The sequence below is a fragment of the Sorangium sp. So ce1335 genome (genome assembly GCF_051521615.1).
GTDB lineage: Bacteria > Myxococcota_A > Polyangia > Polyangiales > Polyangiaceae > Sorangium.
In genome coordinates this window covers 11,193,952-11,213,383 of the sequence record NZ_CP150363.1, presented here as the reverse complement: position 1 = coordinate 11,213,383, position 19,432 = coordinate 11,193,952, and the positions used below count along the sequence as shown (strand labels likewise).

The 19,432-nt window shown below is 70.5% G+C and carries 13 protein-coding genes; 7 read left to right on the top strand and 6 right to left on the bottom strand.

Annotated elements, in window-relative coordinates:
• Nucleotides 1–289 precede the first annotated feature (289 nt).
• Nucleotides 290–3,538, top strand: coding sequence for a type I restriction endonuclease subunit R (locus WMF24_RS42030; RefSeq protein ID WP_437733092.1), 3,249 nt, complete (start codon nt 290–292; stop codon nt 3,536–3,538).
• Between the two features lie 131 nt (nt 3,539–3,669).
• Here the strand turns inward: WMF24_RS42030 and WMF24_RS42025 are convergent, their stop codons facing one another.
• Both WMF24_RS42025 and WMF24_RS42020 read right to left on the bottom strand, forming a co-directional pair.
• Nucleotides 3,670–5,223 carry a hypothetical protein gene (locus WMF24_RS42025; RefSeq protein ID WP_437733091.1) on the bottom strand — a complete coding sequence of 518 codons (1,554 nt, stop codon included), beginning with the start codon at nt 5,221–5,223 and terminating at the stop codon, nt 3,670–3,672.
• The gene (locus WMF24_RS42020; RefSeq protein ID WP_437733090.1) at nt 5,220–5,408 is read right to left on the bottom strand and encodes a hypothetical protein; all 189 of its coding nucleotides are present in this window, start codon (nt 5,406–5,408) and stop codon (nt 5,220–5,222) included. The genes WMF24_RS42025 and WMF24_RS42020 overlap by 4 nt, the downstream gene beginning before the upstream one ends.
• Before the next feature lie 688 nt (nt 5,409–6,096).
• Between WMF24_RS42020 and zigA the strand changes: the two genes are divergently transcribed.
• Complete coding sequence (gene zigA / locus WMF24_RS42015; RefSeq protein WP_437733089.1) at nt 6,097–7,350, top strand: zinc metallochaperone GTPase ZigA; 1,254 nt, start codon at nt 6,097–6,099, stop codon at nt 7,348–7,350.
• 157 nt (nt 7,351–7,507) lie between these two features.
• On the opposite strand, the gene rpmG is transcribed toward zigA, so the two are convergent.
• Nucleotides 7,508–7,678, bottom strand: coding sequence for a 50S ribosomal protein L33 (gene rpmG, locus WMF24_RS42010; RefSeq protein ID WP_437733088.1), 171 nt, complete (start codon nt 7,676–7,678; stop codon nt 7,508–7,510).
• 217 nt (nt 7,679–7,895) lie between these two features.
• Between rpmG and WMF24_RS42005 the strand changes: the two genes are divergently transcribed.
• On the top strand, nt 7,896–8,579 hold the full coding sequence (locus WMF24_RS42005; RefSeq protein WP_437733087.1) for a DUF1826 domain-containing protein: 684 nt from the start codon (nt 7,896–7,898) through the stop codon (nt 8,577–8,579).
• Nucleotides 8,580–8,582: 3 nt separating this feature from the next.
• Here WMF24_RS42005 and WMF24_RS42000 read toward each other — a convergent pair whose 3' ends face one another.
• Complete coding sequence (locus WMF24_RS42000) at nt 8,583–8,933, bottom strand: hypothetical protein (RefSeq protein WP_437733086.1); 351 nt, start codon at nt 8,931–8,933, stop codon at nt 8,583–8,585.
• 441 nt (nt 8,934–9,374) lie between these two features.
• Here WMF24_RS42000 and WMF24_RS41995 point away from each other — a divergent pair, with 441 nt between their 5' ends.
• Both WMF24_RS41995 and WMF24_RS41990 read left to right on the top strand, forming a co-directional pair.
• Nucleotides 9,375–10,976: a serine/threonine-protein kinase gene (locus tag WMF24_RS41995; RefSeq protein ID WP_437733085.1), complete on the top strand. Its 1,602-nt coding sequence runs from the start codon at nt 9,375–9,377 to the stop codon at nt 10,974–10,976.
• 163 nt (nt 10,977–11,139) lie between these two features.
• The gene (locus WMF24_RS41990) at nt 11,140–12,429 is read left to right on the top strand and encodes an Hsp70 family protein (RefSeq protein ID WP_437733084.1); all 1,290 of its coding nucleotides are present in this window, start codon (nt 11,140–11,142) and stop codon (nt 12,427–12,429) included.
• Nucleotides 12,430–13,499: 1,070 nt separating this feature from the next.
• Here WMF24_RS41990 and WMF24_RS41985 read toward each other — a convergent pair.
• Entirely contained in the window at nt 13,500–14,846 is a 1,347-nt protein-coding gene (locus WMF24_RS41985) for a metallophosphoesterase (protein ID WP_437733083.1), read from the bottom strand.
• Nucleotides 14,847–15,956: 1,110 nt separating this feature from the next.
• Between WMF24_RS41985 and WMF24_RS41980 the strand changes: the two genes are divergently transcribed.
• Together WMF24_RS41980 and WMF24_RS41975 are read left to right on the top strand one after the other, a co-directional pair.
• Entirely contained in the window at nt 15,957–17,021 is a 1,065-nt protein-coding gene (locus tag WMF24_RS41980) for a glycoside hydrolase family 6 protein (protein ID WP_437733082.1), read from the top strand.
• A gap of 305 nt (nt 17,022–17,326) precedes the next feature.
• A complete protein-coding gene (locus WMF24_RS41975) occupies nt 17,327–18,262 on the top strand; it encodes a LysR family transcriptional regulator (protein WP_437733081.1) in 936 nt (311 codons plus the stop codon).
• 12 nt (nt 18,263–18,274) lie between these two features.
• Here WMF24_RS41975 and WMF24_RS41970 read toward each other — a convergent pair whose 3' ends face one another.
• On the bottom strand, nt 18,275–19,354 hold the full coding sequence (locus WMF24_RS41970) for a hypothetical protein (RefSeq protein ID WP_437733080.1): 1,080 nt from the start codon (nt 19,352–19,354) through the stop codon (nt 18,275–18,277).
• Between the last annotated feature and the right edge of the window lie 78 nt (nt 19,355–19,432).

The window sequence follows — 19,432 nt, the reverse complement described above, 5'->3', positions numbered from 1 at the left end:
CCTGCTGGACGTGCGGTTAAGAAAAGATGGGTGGCACCCATCTCCGCGATGGACGTGCCTCCATCCGGCCCGGCGATCCCTGGGGCAAATCCCCGACGACCGACCCCCGAGCCGACGCGACCCCCGGGGGAGGCCTGCGCGGCCGACCGGCCGACCGGCGGGGTACCGCCGCCGGGGCACCGACCGGGTGCCAGCGGAGCCACCCCCGCGTTCTCCTGGCCGGCGGGCGAGTACCTCGAGCCGCCGAAGGGGCTCAAGTAGCTAGAAAAATCGTGACACAATCGCCTCGGTGAACGCAACGCTGGAGAGCCACATCGAGCAGGCGGCCCTCGACCTCTTCGCTGCGATGGGCTGGGCGACCGCCAACGTGATGGAGGAGGTGCTCGGCGAGCACGGCACCCTCGGCCGCGACAACCGGGGCGACGTCGTCCTCGTCCGCCGCCTCCGCCCGGCGCTCGAGACGCTAAACCAGGGCGCACCCCCCGAGGCGATCGACCAGGCCATCGAGGAGCTCACGCGCGACCGGTCCGCCATGAGCCTCGTGCAGGCGAACCGCGAGATCTACCGGCTGCTGAAGGACGGCGTCGACGTCCGTGTCTCCGCTGCGGACGATGAGGAAGAGGCCACCCAGCGCATCCGCGTCATCGACTGGGACGAGCCAACGAACAACAACTACTTCGTCGCCCAGCAGCTCACAATCCAGGGCGAGACCTACAAACGCCGCACCGATCTCGTCGGCTTCGTGAACGGCCTGCCGCTCGTCTTCATCGAGCTGAAGGGCCTGCACAGCAACGTCGAGAACGCCTACCGGCAGAACTTCCGCGACTACCTCGGCGCCATCCCCCAGCTCTTCTGGTTCAACGCGATCGTCATCCTCTCGAACGGCTTCGAGAGCCGTGTCGGCACGATCACGGGCGAGTGGGACCACTTCAAGGAGTGGAAGCGCGTCGAGCGCGAGGACGAGCCGCCGCGCGTCAGCCTCGAGGTGACCCTGCGCGGCGTCTGCGACAAGGAGCGGCTCTGCGACCTCGTGGAGAACTTCACGCTCTTCTCCGAGCAGAAGTCGTCTCTCGCCAAGATCGTCGGCCAGAACCACCAGTTCCTCGGCGTGAACAAGGCCATCGCCGAGGTCGAGAAGCTCCAGATCGTCCCGAGGGGAGCGCGCCTGTCGAAGGAAGAGATCGAGGCGCGGAAGCGACTCGGCGTCTTCTGGCACACCCAGGGGTCGGGCAAGTCGTTCTCCATGGTGTTCTTCTCGCAGAAGATCCTGCGCAAGGTCGAAGGCAACTGGACGTTCGTCATCCTCACCGACCGGGAAGAGCTCGACGCGCAGATCTACAAGACCTTCGTCGGCGTCGGCGCGGTCCTGCCGCCCGGCAAGTCGAAGAAGGCGGAGCGCGAGCACGGCGTGCAGGCGAAGACCGCGGAGCACCTGAAGCAGCTCCTCACCGAGGATCACCGCTACGTCTTCACGCTCATCCAGAAGTTCCGCACCGACGTGAAGGGGGGCAAGTACCCGAAGCTCTCCGAGCGCGGCGACATCATCGTCATCGCCGACGAGGCGCACCGCTCGCAATACGACACCTTCGCCCTGAACCTCCGGAACGCGCTGCCGAACGCCGCGTTCATCGGCTTCACCGGCACGCCGCTCATGGCGGGCGAGGAGAAGACGCGCGAGGTCTTCGGCGATTACGTCAGCGTCTACGACTTCCGGCAGGCGATCGAGGACAACGCGACAGTCCCCCTCTACTACGAGGCCCGCATCCCCGAGCTCCAGCTCACGAACGAGGACCTCGCCGACGACCTGACCGAGCTGCTCGACGACGCCGATCTCGACGAGGAGCAGCAGAAGAAGGTCGAGCGCGAGTTCGCGCGGCAATACCACCTGATCACCCGCGAGGAGCGCCTCGACACGATCGCCGGCGACATCGTCACGCACTTCCTCGGCCTGCCGCGGGGGACGAAGGCGATGGTCGTCGCCATCGACAAGGTCACCGCCGTGCGGATTCACGACAAGGTGAAGGCGGCCTGGGCGAAGCGGCGGGGGGAGCTCCAGGCGTCGCTCGGCGTCACGCCGCGCGACGTAAGGAAGGCCCGGCAGGAGATCATCGACACGGTCGCGTTCATGGACGGGACGGACATGGCCGTCGTCGTCTCGCAGTCGCAGAACGAGGTCGAGACGTTCAAGAAGAAGAGCCTCGACATCGCGCCGCACCGCCAGCGGATGATCAAGGAGGACCTCGACACGAGGTTCAAGGACGACAAGGACGCGCTGCGGATCGTCTTCGTCTGCGCGATGTGGATCACGGGGTTCGACGTCCCGAGCTGCGGGGTCGTCTACCTCGACAAGCCGATGAAGAACCACACCCTCATGCAGACGATCGCGCGAGCGAACCGCGTCTACGAGGGGAAGGAGAACGGGCTCATCGTCGACTACGTCGGCGTCTTCCGGAACCTCCAGAAGGCGCTCGCGATCTACGGCTCCGGGTCGGGCGGCAACGTCGGGGCGGGCGACACCCCCGTGCAACCGAAGGAGGTGCAGCTCGAGGAGCTCCGCACCACGATCGCCGCGGCGAAGCGCTTCTGCGCCGAGCGCGGCGTCGACATCGACGGGGCGAAGGACAGGAAGGGCTTCGAGCGCCTCCTGCGCCTGCACGACGGCGTGGACAGGCTGCTCAACCCGGCCGAGGTGAAGAAGCGCTACCTCGACCTCGCCGGTCGCGTGGATCGCCTCTACCGCGCGCTCGGCGTCGATGCGCGGAAGGACGAGCTCGCCCCGGACTGGGGCGTTCTCACGGACCTGGCGCGCGGCATCCGGGGCCTCCAGCAGCCGGTCGACATCTCGAAGATCATGGACGCCGTCGAGCACCTGCTCGACGAGTCGGTCGACGCGAAGGGGTACGCCATCCGCGAGACCACGGGGGCGCCGTCCGGCGGTCGCGTCCACCTCGGCGGGATCGACTTCGACGCGCTCGCTCGGTACTTCGCGACGACGAGGCACAAGGCCAGCGCAGCGGAGGCGGCGGCCGTGTCGGCGCGGCGAAAGGTCGACACGCTCGTCCGCCTGAACCCCACGCGGGGGAACCTGCGCGCGCAGCTCGAGGAGCTGATCGCCGAGTACAACGACGGCGCGCGCAACGCCGCGCAGTTCTTCAAGGATCTGCTCGCGTTCATGAAGAACAAGGTCGAGCCCGAGGAGCAACGCACCAGCGCCGAGTCGCTGAGCCAGCAGGAGCTCACGCTGCACGACCTTCTCCTCCCGCCGACGCTGAGGCTCACCCCCGGGGAACATGAGGTCGTGAAGAAGGTCGCGCGAGAGCTGCCGAGGCAGCTCGCGCCGAAGCTCGTGATCGACTGGCGGAAGAGCCAGCGCGCGCGGGCGGCCGTGAAGGTGACGATCAGGCGTGCGCTCGAGGTGCTACCCCAGGAGACGTACAGCGACGCGCTGTACAACCAGCTCGTCGAGGCCGTGTACGACCACGTCTACGAGTCGTACTGGGGCGACGGGAAGAGCAAATACACCGAGTCTGCCAGGTAGGTGACAGCACTTTGCTGCGCCGACCCCCGACGGCCGCCGCCTACTCCGTACCCCCGTTACAGAACACGCGCTACTGCCACGTCATGGCGGCATCGCAGCGCGCCATGTGAGACGCGGATCGCGTCGAAGCGTTAGACGATGACGGGCGCTCCGGGCGTGACTTCCCGCGACCCGGTCAATGCGGCCATCTGATCCTTGAATGCTTCAACGAGCCCCTCATCACGGGGGATCATCCCAAGAACGGGCGCGGCCAGCGGCACGTCCCTCCTGATGTCGGTCGTGTCGCAGATCACGTCAGCGAACCACTCGGTACCCAAGCAAAAGCGGATGATGCCCACGTAGCGAGACAACAGCGCGGTCGTGACAAAAAGCCGAACCCGTGCGCCGGCGATATCGAGCGTGTGGAGGTCACGCAGGTACTGCCCACCCAGCATGAACCGCGGCTCCACCTTCAGCGCATCACGCCGCTGCTGTCCGGCGACCCGCACCATCAAGGGCAGGAAGTCTCCGGCATAGGCAATGAGATCCTCTGCCGAAAGTCGGAGTTTTGGGTACAGTGGCACGATCGCGCCCCAGACGGTCGCCTTCGAGGCAAACTTCTTCTCGAGGTCAGGAGAGCGCGGCTTGAGCTCGAGGGTTGGCGATTCGTCGTCCTGACGCGGAAGCCAGATCGCGCGCGCGTAAGGCCCCAGCCGGTCGTCGTGCACGTAAAGCCGGCTCAGGCCCGTAGATCGGAGCTCGTAAGCGCCATTGTGCAATCTCAGCACGATGTCCTCGGCCGGCTCGTCTTCGTCGCTCTCTCGGAACCCGACTACCGTGATCGCGTGCGCCTCATCCTCGTCCTCATGGCGGATGCGAAGGATGACCGGGATCCCGGAGCGGAGATAGCACTTGAGCGCGATGGTGAAGCCGGCATGATCGTCGTCACCCCTCGACGTCAAGAGGTAGGGCGAGTAACCGAACTCGCGGATGGCTCCGAGGATCTGGTTCAGATCCAGGCCTGCGTTGGCCGGCAGTGCCCGCCCGCGCACAATATACTTCGTTGCGGCGGCAGTCACGGCGAGCGGGGTCGCCGCCCGGCCCCCGTCGGCACGCATGACGCGCGCAAGCGCGGACCAGATCGCCGTCGTGGCGCATGCTCCTACGGCCTGATCTTGCTGTTGGAACGGCATCCCCTTCACCATGAGCTCGAAGCCGGCGAGGTGGACCCGGTACTCTGTGCTCGCTGCAGCGAAGCAGCGCGAGGGCAAGCCCCTGTAGGGGCGTAGGATCGTCCGCCCGATCGGAGCACTGGGGAAAGGGCGTATGACCACGAAACCTACGTAAGCCGATTGTAGCCGGCTCTGGACGGTCTCGTAGTCGCTCTTCGCGTCCTCAATCCACTGCGCTAGCTCAGCGTCATCGAGCTCGCATGACAGGACGTGAATGCGCGTCGCCTTGGAGCGTGGCGGACGTAACGCACTGGCGTAATACCCGGTGTACTCCTCGAGATAGTGGCGATCGACGTAGGGTTCTTCGACGATCAAGGTCCTCGACTTCACCTCCTTGCTGACGAGGTAGGAGATGAGATACTTGACCTGATCGGTGTCCGCGTCCTCCGGAAGTCCGCTCGCCTCTCGCACCTCGTGCCAGAACGCGCGCGACGAAAAGGGAACACACCGCAGCGATAGCCGCACCGCCGTCACCGCGTCCGGAGCTTCAAATCCTCGTCGGTGACGACCTGCATCTTGGCGAAGCGCTGCCGGATCTCCTTCCGAAGCGCCAGCCCTTCCCGGGCCAGCTCCCGAGCGAGCTCCGGGCTCAGCCGCAACGGCTCTCCCGTCGAGGGTACAGCGTCCTGCTTCGGCTGGGATTGGTCCTTCGTCGTCATGGGGGTCATCCCGGAGTAGCGGCCCCGTAGGGCACCGCTTGGGCTGAGCTTAGAGGGCGCAGGGCCAATGCTCAAGGTCTGGCAGGAGGCGGGCACCCGCGCTGAGAGCGGCCGGTCCGCTCTGGCTTGAGCTCGTCGGATCCCGACCTGTTCCGGCTCTGGCGGCTCCCGGATTCGGGCTCCTCGCCGCCGGATCTCCTGGCACGGGTCGCTGGGAGCGAGGAACGCTGCGGGGCTGGAGCGGCCGGGACCCGCGATGGGCTGAGCATGCCGGTGTCCCTGACGTGGCCCTTGGTCGGCTGTCAACCGTTCGCTACGGCGGCCAAGTCTCAAATCACGCAGGCCAAGCGTCTGTGGATTTTCATAAGGGCGGAATGTTCGTGGGTCTACTCGTCGAACGCGCCGCCCCTGGTGTCCGGGATGCGTCGAAGTGCACGACCCCGAGCGGGCCGAGCTCCCGGGCATCCGCGCAGGAGCGGCAGGCGCCCTTCGCAGCCCGAGCCGCTGACGGGCGTGCACTCAGTAAACGCAACGTTGTTGCAAATGCATCCAGACCGCTCTAGTGTGCCCCGCACGCTCGCGCCGCGGGCGCGGAGGCTCACGTCCTGGGCCTGCGCTCGGCGGCGCGCGGCGCGGCGGAGCGCGTCCGCCCGCGCCTGCGCGCAGATCTGCCGAGAGAGGCCTCGTCGTGAACCGAAAGCTCCCTGTGACCGTGCTGTCCGGCTTCCTTGGCGCCGGCAAGACCACGCTGCTCAACCACGTCCTCGCGAACCGCGACGCGCTGCGCGTCGCCGTGATCGTCAACGACATGAGCGAGGTCAACGTCGACGCGGCGCTCGTCCGGGGTGGCGGCGCGGCGCTCCGCCGCGTCGAGGAGAAGCTCGTCGAGATGTCGAACGGGTGCATCTGCTGCACCCTCCGGGAAGACCTGCTGGTCGAGGTGGCCCGCCTGGCCGGCGAGGGGCGCTTCGACTACCTGCTCATCGAGTCGACCGGGATCTCGGAGCCGCTCCCCGTGGCCGAGACGTTCACCTTCGACGATCCCGCGACGGGCAAGGGCCTCTCGGAGGTCGCCCGGCTCGACACGCTCGTGACCGTGGTCGACGCGCAGCGGTTCCTCGCCGACTGGACGAGCGCCGACGAGCTCCGGGCGCGCAGGGCCGCGCTGGACGGCGACGACGAGCGCACGGTCGCCGATCTGCTCGTCGAGCAGGTCGAGTTCGCGAACGTGCTCGTCCTCAACAAGACGGATCTCGTCGGCGACGACGAGGTCGAGCGGCTCACGGCGATGCTCCAGCACCTGAACCCCGGCGCCCGGGTGATCAGGGCCTGTCGCGGCCAGGTCGATCCCCGCGAGATCCTCGGCACCGCGCTCTTCGATTTCGAGCAAGCGGCGCGCTCGCCCGGCTGGATGCGGGAGCTGCGCGGCGAGCACGTGCCCGAGACCGAGGCGTACGGGATCGAGAGCTTCGTTTACCGCGCAGACCGCCCGATGCACCCGGAGCGGCTCTGGGCCTTCCTCCACGGCGCGGCTGCGTGGGATGGAGTGCTCCGCTCCAAGGGGTTCTTCTGGCTCGCGACCCGCATGGACATCACCGGCGCCTGGTCGCAGGCGGGCGGCGCGGCGTCGTTCGAGGCGGCGGGGCGCTGGTACGCGGCCCTGCCCGAGGAGCAGTGGCCGGAGGACGGGGAGGAGCGCGCCGCGCTCGACACCGCGTGGAATCCGGTCTGGGGCGACCGGCGGCAGGAGATCGTCTTCATCGGCGTCGACATGGCCCGGGACGAGCTCACGCGCGGGCTCGACGCCTGCTTGCTCACCGAGGAGGAGATGGCCGCCGGGCCTTCGGGCTGGATCCGGTTCGACGACCCTTTCCCGGCGTGGGAGCAGGCAGAAGAGGTAGAGCGCGAGGTCGAGACCGCGCTGCCACTCAGGCCGACGTGAGGCCGACGTGAGGCCGACGTGAGGCCGACGTGAGGCCGACGTGAGGCCGACGTGAGGCCCGCCGCAGCGCGACCGGCTCACCCCCGGCGCTGTGTCGCTGCGGCGAAGCGCGCGCTCGCGGACGCGCCTCGCCTTCAGCAGAGCGCCAGTGTCGCGCCTACTTGCCGCCCCCCTTCGATATCTTCCCTTCCGTGAAGAACACGTGTTTGCGGGCGATCGGATCGTATTTCTTCATCTGCATCTTGTCCGTCATCGTCCGCTTGTTCTTCGTCGTGTAGTAGCAGTAACCCGTTCCAGCAGACGAGACGAGCTTGATGATATCGCGCACGAGGTGCCCTCCTTGCCGGCGATCGTCGACGCGTGGCCGCAGACCGAGCTCCGCGGCCGCGGAGCGCCGCGCAGGCCAGACGCCACACCACTACCTCGGGGTGGCTACTGATGCAACTTGATTGCATCAGCAGCGTGCCCTGTGGCAGCATGGCCCATGAAGCTTCGTCGCGGCATGACGGCTCAGGCCGCGGCGCTCACGGAACACGGAACACGACATGATGACGACGACGATCGCTGAAGAGCGCGGGGAGCTCGCGTCTCCGCCCGCGAAGATGGGCAGCTCGACGCGCCTCGTGACGGAGCTCGCCGATCTGGCCGAGCTCGCGTCGCCCGAGGTGAGCGTGTGCGTGCTGCGGCGACGCATCGACCCCGACGTGGAAGGCTTCGTGCGCGGGTGGCTGCTGCCCCAGCCATTCGTCGAGACGCTGCTCGTCGATCCCGGCGCGCCCGACCTCTCGGCGCTGGCTGCTGGAGCGCCCCCTTCACCCGGCCGCGAGGCCTTCCTTCAGGACGTGCGCTGGCTGATATCGCTCTTCTCGGATCTCGCGGGCTGCCCCCGGGTCGGCGTGCGGCTCGCGCGGCTCACGAGGCCCATGTGCCCGCGTCTCCATGTGGATAGGGTGGCCGTCCGTCTGGTGACGACCTATGTCGGGCCCGGGACGGAGTGGGCGGAGCACGCGGCCGTCCGGCGGGACCGGCTCGGCCACGGCGCGAGCGGGCTCCCCGACGAGGGGTCGGGGGTGCTGCGCGCCGGCGCTCGCCTCGGCCGGATGGCGCCGTTCGACGTCGGGCTGCTCAAGGGCGAGGCGTGGCCCGGCAACCGGGGCCGCGGCGCCGTGCACCGCTCGCCGCCCGGAACAGGGTCACGCGTCGTCCTGACGCTCGACGCCCTGGCCTGAATGCTACGCCATCACCTGCACGTCGCCGTGATGGTCGCAGTGCCCGCTGTGCGGGTGGTGCAGGTGGCCATCGACGAGGAAGTCCACGTGATCTCCGTGGGGGACGGCGGGGTGCCCGCACCCCTCTCCGTGCTTGTGCTTCACCTCATGCCCTGAGCACGCGTGGCTCGGGGTGCACTGAGCAGGATTCGCCGCGTCGACCGAGAGGACGTGCTCGTCGAAGTGATCTTCGTGCTGGTGGTGCAGGTGGCCGTCGTGCAGGTAATCGACATGATCGCCGTGGCGGATCGCCTGGTGTCCACATGCCTGGCCGTGCTCGTGCGCATGCTCGTGGTGCGTCGCGTGGTCCTTCATCCTGGGTCTCCTTCTTTCTTTGAATGGTTGGGAACGGACAGATCCGGAAGAGGTAGAGGTTGCTTGCATCAGCCTCCGAGGCCCGACCGCTCGCCGCCACCCACGACAAAGGGCCTCAGGTGAACGAAACCTAATCGCAAGGCATGCACCGGCCATTCCACTCCATTGCAAATTCCTTGTCCGACGGTTGTCGTCGGGCGAGCCCGCCCGGCGTGACGCCCGCGGGCAGCGCGTGACGCCCGCGGGCAGCGCGTGACGACCGCGGGCAGCGCGTGACGACCGCGAGCACGGCATGAGACCGGCCGGCAGCGCGCGATCCCGCGGGCGCCGCGCGATGTCGGCAAATCGCGGCGGATGTCGGAATGCTCCGCCGGGCGGTCGCGCGGCGGGCACGGCCGATCCGTCGCCCTCGAACCCGCATCTCGTCTAGACTCCCCGGCGATGGTCGAGCTAGCCAGGCACGCCGACCCGGACCAGGCGCGGCAGGCACCCCCGGAGAGACCCACCCGACGCTGCCCCGCGTGCGGGGTCCGGTACCCGCTCGACTTCCTCGTCTGCCCCATCGACGCGACCGCGCTCGAGCTTCAGGGCGTGACGGCGACCGACCCGATGGTCGGCGAGCTCCTCGCGGGCAGCTTCTGCATCACCGGCGTGATCGGCGCCGGCGGCATGGGCCGCGTCTACGTCGCCGAGCACATCCGCCTGCCCAAGCGCTTCGCCGTCAAGGTGCCCCACGAGCACTTCGCGAGCCACCGGGAGGCGATGGCGCGCTTCGAGCGCGAGGCCCAGACCATCGCGCGCGTCGGCAACGAGCACGTGATCGACGTCGTGGACGTCGTGCGCCTCAAGGACGGGCGCCCGTGCATGGTGACCGAGCTGCTCAAGGGCGAGGACCTCGGCAGCCTCCTCGACCAGGTCGGCAAGCTGCCGCTCCCGACCGCGATCACCATCTCGCGCCAGGTCTGCCGGGGCCTCGCCGCGGCCCACGCGGCCGGCGTCGTCCACCGCGATCTGAAGCCGTCGAACCTGTTCCTCGTCCGGCGCGAGGGGGGCAGCGTCCACGTGAAGATCCTCGATTTCGGGGTCGCCAAGGTGCTCGACGGCGCCGACCTCACCCGCACGGGCTCGGTGGTCGGCACGCCGCAGTACATGGCGCCGGAGCAGGCGCGAGGCTCCGCCGAGGTCGACTCGCGCGCGGACATCTACGCGGTCGGCGCCGTGCTGTACCGCATGCTGACCGGCGATCGGCCGTTCCCCGACGAGGAGCCGACCCGCGTCATGATCCGCCTGCTCACCGAGGATCCGCGGCGCCCGCGCGACATCGACAAGGCGATCCCGGAGGGGCTCGAGGCGCTCATCCAGCGCGCCATGGCCCGCGCGCGCGAGGACCGCCCGCCGTCCGCCCAGGAGCTCGACCGCCAGCTCGCGGACTTCGACATGCAGGACCCGCTCGGGCCCGGGCGCTCGCTCGGCCTGAGCACGGCCGTGACCGACGGCGCCCCGAACGACGAGGTGGCGACCGTCGTCATCCCGAACGCCCAGGCGCAGAGCGCGGACGACGTGACGCGCAGGGCGCGGCGCGCCCGGCCGGTGGCGGTGCTGCTGTCGATCGCGGTGAGCCTCGCCGCGGGGGCGGCCGTCTTCACGAGCGCCGCGATGGTGCTCCGGATGGTCTACCGCATCATCGAGCGGCGGACGCTCAGCGAGACAGAGCTCCTCATCGCCGGGGGGGTCGCCGGCGCGCTGTCGCTCTTCGCCCTGATCGGCACGCTCCGGGTCCTCGTCGGGCGGTGGCGGAGCGCGCCGGCCATGGAGCGCCTCGGCAAGGGGCTGAAGGCCGCGCTCGTGTGGCTGTTCATCTCGTGCGGCGTGCTCGCGCTGGGGGCGGCCGCCTACAACGCCTTCGCGCTGCCGATCCCCGCGGTGGGGCTCGAGCCGACCGACTGGCTCGGCTGGATCGACGTGGGCGTCGTGGGGGTGCCGACCCTGATCGCGCTCGTGGCGCTCATCGTGGCGCTGCGGCGGGTGACGCGCGTCTCGTAGCGTCGCGTCGCGCCGCCAGGGGGCGGCGCCGGCGGCGCGGGAGGAAAATCTGCTCATCCCGCGAGCCCGTCAATATTTTCTCATACATTCGACAGCTTGTAAATAGGTGGTTGAATCGGCGAGATCTCCGGGCCCGCGAAAGCACCCACGAGGAGGCGAGATCATGTCCGCACGATTCAAACCCGAGATGTATGCCGTCGATTTCGGCACCTCCAATTCGCTGCTCTCGGCGGCCAGCGCGGAGGCGACCTGCCCGCCCATCCCGCTCGACGGCGCGGCGGCCGACCCGACAGTCCTCCGGAGCCTTCTCTTCTTCGGACAGCAGCGGTTCTCCTGCGGCGCGGCGGCCATCACCGACTTCGTCGCGAACGGGATGCAGGGGCGCTTCATCCGCTCGATCAAGAAATACCTGCCTGACCGGAGCTTCACCGGGACCCAGATCGGCCACCGGGTCGTGACCATCGAGGACCTGATCGGAAGGTTCCTCAAGGAGATGCGCGATCAGGCGAACCGCCACTTCGACACGGACGTCGCGCGCGTCGTGCTGGGCAGGCCGGCGAAGTTCTCGACCGACCCGGCGGACGATCGGCTCGCCGAGGAGCGGCTCGAGCGGGCAGCGCGCATCGCCGGGTTCCGCGAGATCTTCTTCTGCCCCGAGCCGGTCGCCGCCGCGCACGATTTCCAGGTGGAGCTCGACCGAGGGGCCGTCGTCCTCGTGGCCGATTACGGGGGCGGGACGTCCGATTACACGATCGTGCGGATGCGCCGGGAGGGGTTCTCGCCGTCGGACGTGCTCTCGCTCGGCGGGGTGTCCATCGCGGGGGACGCGCTCGACGGCAGCCTGATGCGGCACAAGATCGCCCGCCACTTCGGCGCCGAGGTCACCTACCGCGTCCCGCTCGGCTCGAACCTGCTGACGATGCCCCGGCCCATCGCCGAGAAGCTCTGCTCGCCGGCCGACATGACCGTGCTCCAGCACCGCGACGTCCTCGCCTTCCTCCGCGACGTGAAGGCCTGGTCGCTCGGGCCCGAGGACCGGCAGCGCATGGACAACCTCCTCTGCCTCGTCGAGGACTCGCTGGCCTTCCGCGTGTTCGAGGAGATCGAGCGCAGCAAGTGCGCGCTGTCCGGAGAGGCAGCCACGGAGTTTCGCTTCGACTACCCGTCAATTCACCTCCGCGAGCACATCACGCGGGATGATTTCGAGGCCGCGAGCGCGCGGCAGATCGACGCCATCCTCCGCGCCCTCGACCAGACCGTGCAGGACGCTGGCATGTCGGTCGACGACATCGACGTCGTGTGCTGCACCGGCGGCACCGCCAGGGTGCCGGCCCTGAGGCGCGGGATCGAGCGCCGCTTCGGCCCCGGCAAGGTGCGGCAGCTCCGGAGCTTCCACTCGGTCGTGCAGGGGCTCGCCGGGCGCGCGCGCAGCATCGCCGCCGCGTCCGCCTGAGCGAGCGCCTGCCGCGCCCGGCTCCGGGCGGGTGCCCGCCGCGCCCGGCTCCGGGCGGGCGCCTGCCGCGCCCCGGGAGGACACGGCCGCGCCCGCCACAGCGCCGTCGCCGCCGAGCCAGCGGGGATCGCCCTCGACGATCCACGGGTACGCCTCGTGGAGCGCGCGCTCCATCAGGCCGCCGTAGGTGTGGCCGGCCCCCGCGGCGTGCAGGACGCGCGCGGTGAGGCCGCCGCGCTCGAGCACCGCCTGCGTCTCGCGCGCCCTGGCCGCGCAGCGTGCCCCGCCGCACGCGAGCAGCACCCGCGCCCCGCCGCCGCCGCGAAAGCGCCGCGCGGTGCCCAGCGTCCACTCGCCGAAGCCGCCGTAGCCCCCCTCGATCAGCGCCGCCCGCGCGAAGCGCGCGGGATGCCCGGGCAAGAGCAGCGCGCCCATGATCGCCCCCTGCGAGAACCCCGCATAGACGGGCTCGCGCAGATCCACCCGATCCCCGAAGCGCCGCGCCAGCGCCGAGACGGCGGCGGCGACCTCGCGGCTCAGCGCGTGGTGGTCCGGGTAATAGAAGATCCGCCCGCCATCCGGCATCCGCGCGTCGATGGGCTTGCCGCGCGGGCAGAGGATGAACCCGGCTCCCCGCACCATCGCGCGCCAGACATCGCAGTGCCACTCGGGCCGATCGCCCGCGCCGTGCGCGACGACGAGCACGGGCCGCGGCCCCTCGCCGCTCGGCGGCACGACCACCGCGGGCCCGAAGCCAGGGACCTCGAGGTCGACGAACGCTCCCCCCTCCGCGGGCGGCGGCGGCTCCGGCGCCGGCTCGGGGCGCGCCTCCGGCGCGTCGAGCGACGCGTCGCTGCGGCCCACGGGGGCGGCGAGCGGCGCCGGCGCGCAGCCGCCGGCGCCGAGCGCGACAGCGAGGAGGAGCGCCCCTCGCGGGCCGCAGGTGGGCAGCGCTCGTCGGCTCGTCGCGCGCATCGCGCCCCGGAACCTGAACACCGCGAGGACGAGAATCAAGAAGCGGGGCAGATGCCCTATCCCGAAATACAGGGAGAGCCGTCCGCGGACCGCGCCTAGGCCGACACGAGCACGATGCGGCTCACCTCGGGGGGCGCGCCGATGCGGGCGGGCGGGCCGGCGGTGCCGAAGCCGCGGTTGATGTAGAGATGCGCGCCGCCGCGCCTGTAGAGCCCGGCCACGTAGCCGTGCGGGAGCACCATGTCGGCAGGCCGGACGAGCAGGTTCACCTGGCCGCCGTGGGTGTGCCCGCTGATCTGCAAGGCCACGTCGCCGGCCGCCTCCGGGAAGAACACGGGGTTGTGGCAGAGCAGCACGCGCGGCAGGTCGCGCGGCACGCCGGCGAGCGCGCGGCCGAGGTCGGGGCCGCCGCCGGGCACCCGACGGCGCGCCCACACGTCGTCGACGCCGAGCAGCGCGAAGGCGCCGCCCGCGCCGCCGATGACGCGCCCCTGGTTGCGCAGCACGTGCGCGCCGCCGCGCTCGAGCGCGTCGATCGTCGCGTCGATGCCGGCGTAATGGTCGTGGTTGCCCGGGATCGCCGCGACCCCCTCGCGGGCCAGCGGCCCGAGCCGCCGCGCGAGCCGCCCGAGGTGGTCGGCGTAGCGCGGATCGAAATCGATGAGATCGCCCGTCATCACCACGAGATCGCCGCGCGCCTTGCGCACGAGATCCTCGGCCGCGCGCATCTCGGGCTCCCCCACGAACAGCCCGAGGTGGATGTCCGAGAGCTGGACGATGGAGAAGCCGTCCAGGCTGCGCGGGAGGCCGGGTATCGGAATCGCGATCTCCTCGATGACGTAGTCGTGCCGCCCGAGCAGCGCGCCGTACACAGCGCTCCCGCCGCCGATGAGGAAGGCGGAGCCCGCGGCGCCGTTGGCGAGAAAGGCGCGCCGCGGGAGCGCCAGCGACGGCACCGGCGGCGTCGCCGGCGCGGCGACAGGCGGCGTCGCCGGCGCGGCGACAGGCGGCGTCGCCGGCGCGGCGGCCGGCGGCGCGACGGGCTCGCCCGCGGCGTCGCCCTCGTCGCGCGCCGCGGCCTGCGCAGGGAGGCCGGCGCCGTCGGCGGCGCGCGCGGGTCGGGTGGCGCGGGCGAGCGCGGCGCGGCCGAGCCGCGCGATGAGCCGCCCGAGGTCGACGACGGCGAGCAGGACCGCGGAGATCAGGACGGCGAGCGAGACGGTGCTGCCCCCGAGCCCCATCGCGCGGAGCACGCCGTCCGGCAGGGCGCCGCGACCGAGCCGCCCGACGGTCATGGTGGCGATCCCGGCGACGAGCAGCCAGGTGAGCGCGCGCCGGGCGCGAGGGCCCAGGCCGAGCAGCCGGGAGGCGCGCCGGTGCACGTACACGCCCATGAAGCCAACGACGAGGAGGACGATCAGCGAGACGATGACGATGCGCATGCGGGCTCTGCGGACAGCGAGGGGACCGAAGCGTAACCTATCCGCGACGCCCGGCCAGACGCCGGTCCAGGACGCGCCCGAGCGAGCCTGCCCGCTGCGTGCCTGCCGCAACTGGACACGGCCGGCGCGCTCACGCCTTGTCACCTCATGAGCGCTGATCCACCGCGAGGCCACCCGGACAGGCCGCCGCAACGCGCGGCGTGACGCACCCCATGGCGCCGCGCGTCGCGCGTTGCTCCCCGCATCACCCACGTCCAGCTCGACGCGTCATGCGCGGCGCGCGCACTATCGTGAGCTCACCGCCACGGACAGGACTGGAAATGAACCTGAAACCGCTCATGCGGTTTGCCATGTCACCGGGCGTCGGGCTGCACTGCCCAGTCGTGATGAGATGATCACGCGGTGCGTTGAGCTTTCAGGGAGCCGTCCGCCCGATGCGCGTCGGCGCGTTCTCCACAGAAGGAGCATCCCTGCGGCGCCGTGGTTGGAGACGCTCGTGACGCGCTCGTGACGCGAGATGTGGACGGACGTGTTTTATTCGATGTGAAAAAATAACCGCACGGCAGACAATCACGAAGGGCACGAAGCCCACGAAGCCTGCGAAGCGTACGAAGCGACGGTGAGATCGCGCAGTCGTCGTTTGTTCTTGCCCCAGCGAAACCGTTGGTCTAGATTCGGCGCGCTAATCTTGACGTGCTGAGTTTGCCTGGTTCCTTTGGCGAAGTAGATGAAAGGCTTAGTATGCTGAGAAGGAATTCGCATCTGGGGATGAGCAACTGGTTTGCGGTCCTCTGCGCCGCATCTATCGCGGCGTGCTCGGGTGCAACCGAGAACGGTGGGGACGACGGATCGAGCGGCCCGGGCGGCCCGGGCGGTCCGGGGGGCACCGGCGCGGGCACCCCGACGAGCTCGGGCGTCGGCGCGGGCACCCCGACGGGCTCAGGCGTCGGTGGGGGCACCCCGACGGGCTCGGGCGTCGGCGCGGGCACCCCGACGGGCTCGGGCGTCGGTGGGGGCACCCCGACGAGCACCGGTACGGGCTCGTCCTCCTGCCCCGGGGGCGTCAACATCTCGGTCGCGGCGTCGGGCAACCCGTTCGAGGGCGGGCGCATGTTCGTGGACCCGGAGTACGTCGCCAAGGTCCAGTCGTCGATCGACATGACGACCGACGCGGCCCTCATCGAGAAGATGAAGAAGGTCCAGGAGATCCCCACCGCCTTCTGGCTCGACAGGATCGCGGCGGTCGACCGCCTCGCGGGGCACCTCGACAAGGCGATCGAGCTCCAGAACCAGCTCTGCGAGCCGGTCATCCCGGTGATCGTCGTGTACGACCTGCCGAACCGCGATTGCTTCGCCGAGGCGTCGAACGGCGAGCTCCGGCTCGAGAACGGCGGGGCCGAGCGGTACAAGACCGAGTTCATCGACCGGATCGCGGAGATCTTCGCCGCCCGGCCGAACCTGCGCATCGTCACGGTCATCGAGCCCGACTCGCTCCCCAACCTGGCGACGAACATGGGCCAGAAGGACTGCTCCGAGGAGACGGCGGCCGGCTACAAGGACGGCGTCGCGTACGCGCTCAAGAAGCTCAACATGTCGCACGTCCACCACTACATCGACGCTGCGCACTCGGGCTGGCTCGGGTGGCCGGACAACCAGGAGAAGGGCGCCGCGATCTTCAAGGAGGTCCTCGACCTCGCCGGCAATCCGCCCAACGTCCGCGGCTTCGCGACGAACGTCGCCAACTACACCCAGCTCAAGTACGCCGAGGGGGGGGAGAGCTACGATCAGCAGTTCAACCCCTGCTACGGCGAGTTCGACTACGTGACGCAGTTCGGCGAGGCGCTGTCGGCCGTGGGCCTCGGCACCAAGCACTTCATCATCGACACGAGCCGCAACGGCCGCGGCAACATCCGGTCGGACTGGGGCTACTGGTGCAACAACATCGGCGCCGGCATGGGCGAGCGGCCCAAGGCGAACCCGGGCGGCGCGCCGCGCCTCGACGCCTTCTACTGGGTCAAGCCGCCGGGTGACTCCGACGGCACCGCCGACAAGTCCGCGGAGCGCTACGACCTGTTCTGCGGCTACGAGAACGCGGACCAGCGCGCGCCGGAAGCCGGTTACTGGTTCCACGACTACTTCGTGGAGTGCGTGAAGAACGCCAACCCGCCGCTCTGATCGGCGTCGGCGGCTGTCCCAGGCTGTGACGAGCGCGCTCGATCGGACTCGATCGAGCGCGCAGCGGCGGCCGGGGCAGGCGAGGAGCGTAGAAGAAGGGGTCTACCCGCCCGCGGGCCGCGCGGCCGGCCGGAGGGTAGACCCCTTGGGAAAACGCTCCTCACCTGCCCCGGTCGCCGTGCTGTTTTCAGCGCCCTCCCCGGCATGAAAGGCACGCTGCCGGCCGGCGGATGCCAGGTCGCGCGCCGCGGCTCGGGCGGACGCCAGGCCGCGCGCCGCGGCGAGCCGTGGCATGGTGGCGCCCGGTGCACGACTCCATCACGCTCGATCAGCTCCGCACGTTCATCGCGGTCGCCGACGAGGGCAGCTTCTCGGCGGCGGCCAGGAAGCTCCGCCGCGTCCAGTCGGCCGTGAGCCACGCGATGGCCAACCTGGAGGGCCAGCTCGGGGTCGTCCTCTGGGACCGCTCGACGAGGATCCCGGCGCTCACGGAGCACGGCCGCGTCCTGCTCGGCGCCGCGCGGCGCGTGTGCGCCGACGCGGACGCGCTCAGCAGCGCGGCGCAGCGGCTCGCCGGCGGCCTCGACCCGCTCGTCTCGCTGTGCGTCGACGCGGTGTTTCCGCTGTCGGCGCTCGTCGAGCTCTGCGTCGAGTTCGCGCGCGTCTACCCGACCGTGGAGCTCGTCGTCCACACCGAGGCCATGACCGCCGTCGCGGACCGGGTCCGCGACGGGACATGCCAGCTCGGCGTCGTCGGGCCGGCCGCGGCGGCCCAGGGGCTCGAGCGCCGGCACCTCACGTCGGTGCGCATGGTGCCCGTCGCCGGCAGGTCGCACCCGCTCGCCGCGCAGCAGCACGCCGCGCCCGCCGCGCGCCTCGCGACCGAGCAGCTCCGCGAGCACGTGCAGATCGTGCTGAGCGAGCGCGGCGGGTCGCGCTCACCGGAGCAGGCGGTCCTGTCCCCGCGCACCTGGCGCGTCGTGGATCTCCAGACGAAGCGAGAGCTCCTGTGCGCCGGGCTCGGCTGGGGGAACCTGCCAGAGCACATGATCCGCGATGACCTCGAGGCGGGGCGCCTCGTGCGCCTCCGGCCGGACGCGTGGGGGGACGACGAGCACGTCCTGTCGCTCGCGGTTGTCCACCGGCCGGGGCTCGTGATGGGCCCCGCCGGGCAATGGGTGCTGAAGCGCCTCGTCGAGCTCTGCTGCCAGCACGTCGGTGGCCAGCGAGCGCCGCGGTGACCGGCGATCGCGTCAGAGCGAGAGCCGCGAGAAGAGCTCGTTCACGCGGATCGCGGCCGCGACGCTCCCCGTGTCGTGCGCGTAGTCCATCGCCGCGAACAGGTGCGTCTGCTCGAGGTCGAGCCGCTCCGGAGAGCGCTCGAGGAGCGCGACGTAATGCTCGAAGAAGCGGCGCTGATCGAACTGCGTGCGCTTCAGCACGGCGTGGCGCACGGTCGCGTGCAGCGCGAACCGGCCCTCGAACGGCTCCTGCACGAGCCGGAAGCGGCGCAGCGAGGCGAGCGCGTCGCCGGCGCTGCGCCCGGCCCGCGCGAGCTCGGCGAGCGACGCCGCGTCGACGTGGTCGCCGTTCGAGTGCGCCAGCACCGCGAGCATCCGGCGCGCCGCCGGCGCCAGCCCGCGGAAGGCCCACGCGACGAGAAGGCCGACCTCGGGGAGGTCGTCCTCGTGGTCGATGACCTGCACGCGATCGACCCCGCCCGCCACGAGAAAGCGGCGGAGCTCGTCGACGTCGGCCGCGCCGCTCGCGACGATCGCGTCGGCGAGCTCCAGGGAGACCGGGTTCCAGCGGAGCAGGCGCGTCAGCGAGGCGACCGCGGGGAAGGGGCTCTGCCCCGAGGTCACGAGCGGCGCGATGACGGGGAAGATCGAGACGCCGGCCACGAGGCAGCGCCGCGCCGTGATCACCCACGTCACCGCCTCGTCGCGCAGGTCGTCGAGCAGCTCGGCGACGGCGCGGTCGTGCTCGTGGTTGTCGAGCACGATGAGCATCTCCCCGAGCGCCCGCAGGCGGCGCCGCAGCGCCGGCAGCGACGGCGACGGCCCCGCCCCGAACCGCAGCGACAGCATGCCGAGCAGCGTGCGCGCGTCCCAGGCGCCGACCCGGAACCAGTGAACCCCGCCGGGGAGCTCGCGCGCGAGCTTGTGCCCGAGCGCGCACGCGAGCGTCGATTTGCCGCTGCCGCCCGTGCCGACGAGCGCGATGCGCGTCGGGCGCGACGCGCGCAGGGCGGCCGTGAGCGTCGCGAGCTCGCGGCGCCGGCCGCGCAGCGAGGGGGGCGGGGGAGGGAACACGTGCGGCGAGGCGGTCATCCCCGCGCGAGGCTAGCAAAAAGGCGCGCGGGGGGCGGGCGCCTCTTCGCTTCCACGGAGGATTCCGCGTGATCCAAA

Excerpts from the sequence above, each read along its gene's own strand:
- WMF24_RS41990 (WP_437733084.1), top strand. The coding sequence starts at position 11,140 with ATGTCCGCACGATTCAAACCCGAGATGTATGCCGTCGATTTCGGCACC.
- WMF24_RS42000 (WP_437733086.1), bottom strand. The coding sequence starts at position 8,933 with ATGAAGGACCACGCGACGCACCACGAGCATGCGCACGAGCACGGCCAG.
- WMF24_RS41980 (WP_437733082.1), top strand. The coding sequence starts at position 15,957 with ATGTTCGTGGACCCGGAGTACGTCGCCAAGGTCCAGTCGTCGATCGAC.
- WMF24_RS41970 (WP_437733080.1), bottom strand. The coding sequence starts at position 19,354 with ATGACCGCCTCGCCGCACGTGTTCCCTCCCCCGCCCCCCTCGCTGCGC.
- WMF24_RS41995 (WP_437733085.1), top strand. The coding sequence starts at position 9,375 with ATGGTCGAGCTAGCCAGGCACGCCGACCCGGACCAGGCGCGGCAGGCA.
- WMF24_RS41985 (WP_437733083.1), bottom strand. The coding sequence starts at position 14,846 with ATGCGCATCGTCATCGTCTCGCTGATCGTCCTCCTCGTCGTTGGCTTC.
- WMF24_RS42005 (WP_437733087.1), top strand. The coding sequence starts at position 7,896 with ATGATGACGACGACGATCGCTGAAGAGCGCGGGGAGCTCGCGTCTCCG.
- WMF24_RS42020 (WP_437733090.1), bottom strand. The coding sequence starts at position 5,408 with ATGACGACGAAGGACCAATCCCAGCCGAAGCAGGACGCTGTACCCTCG.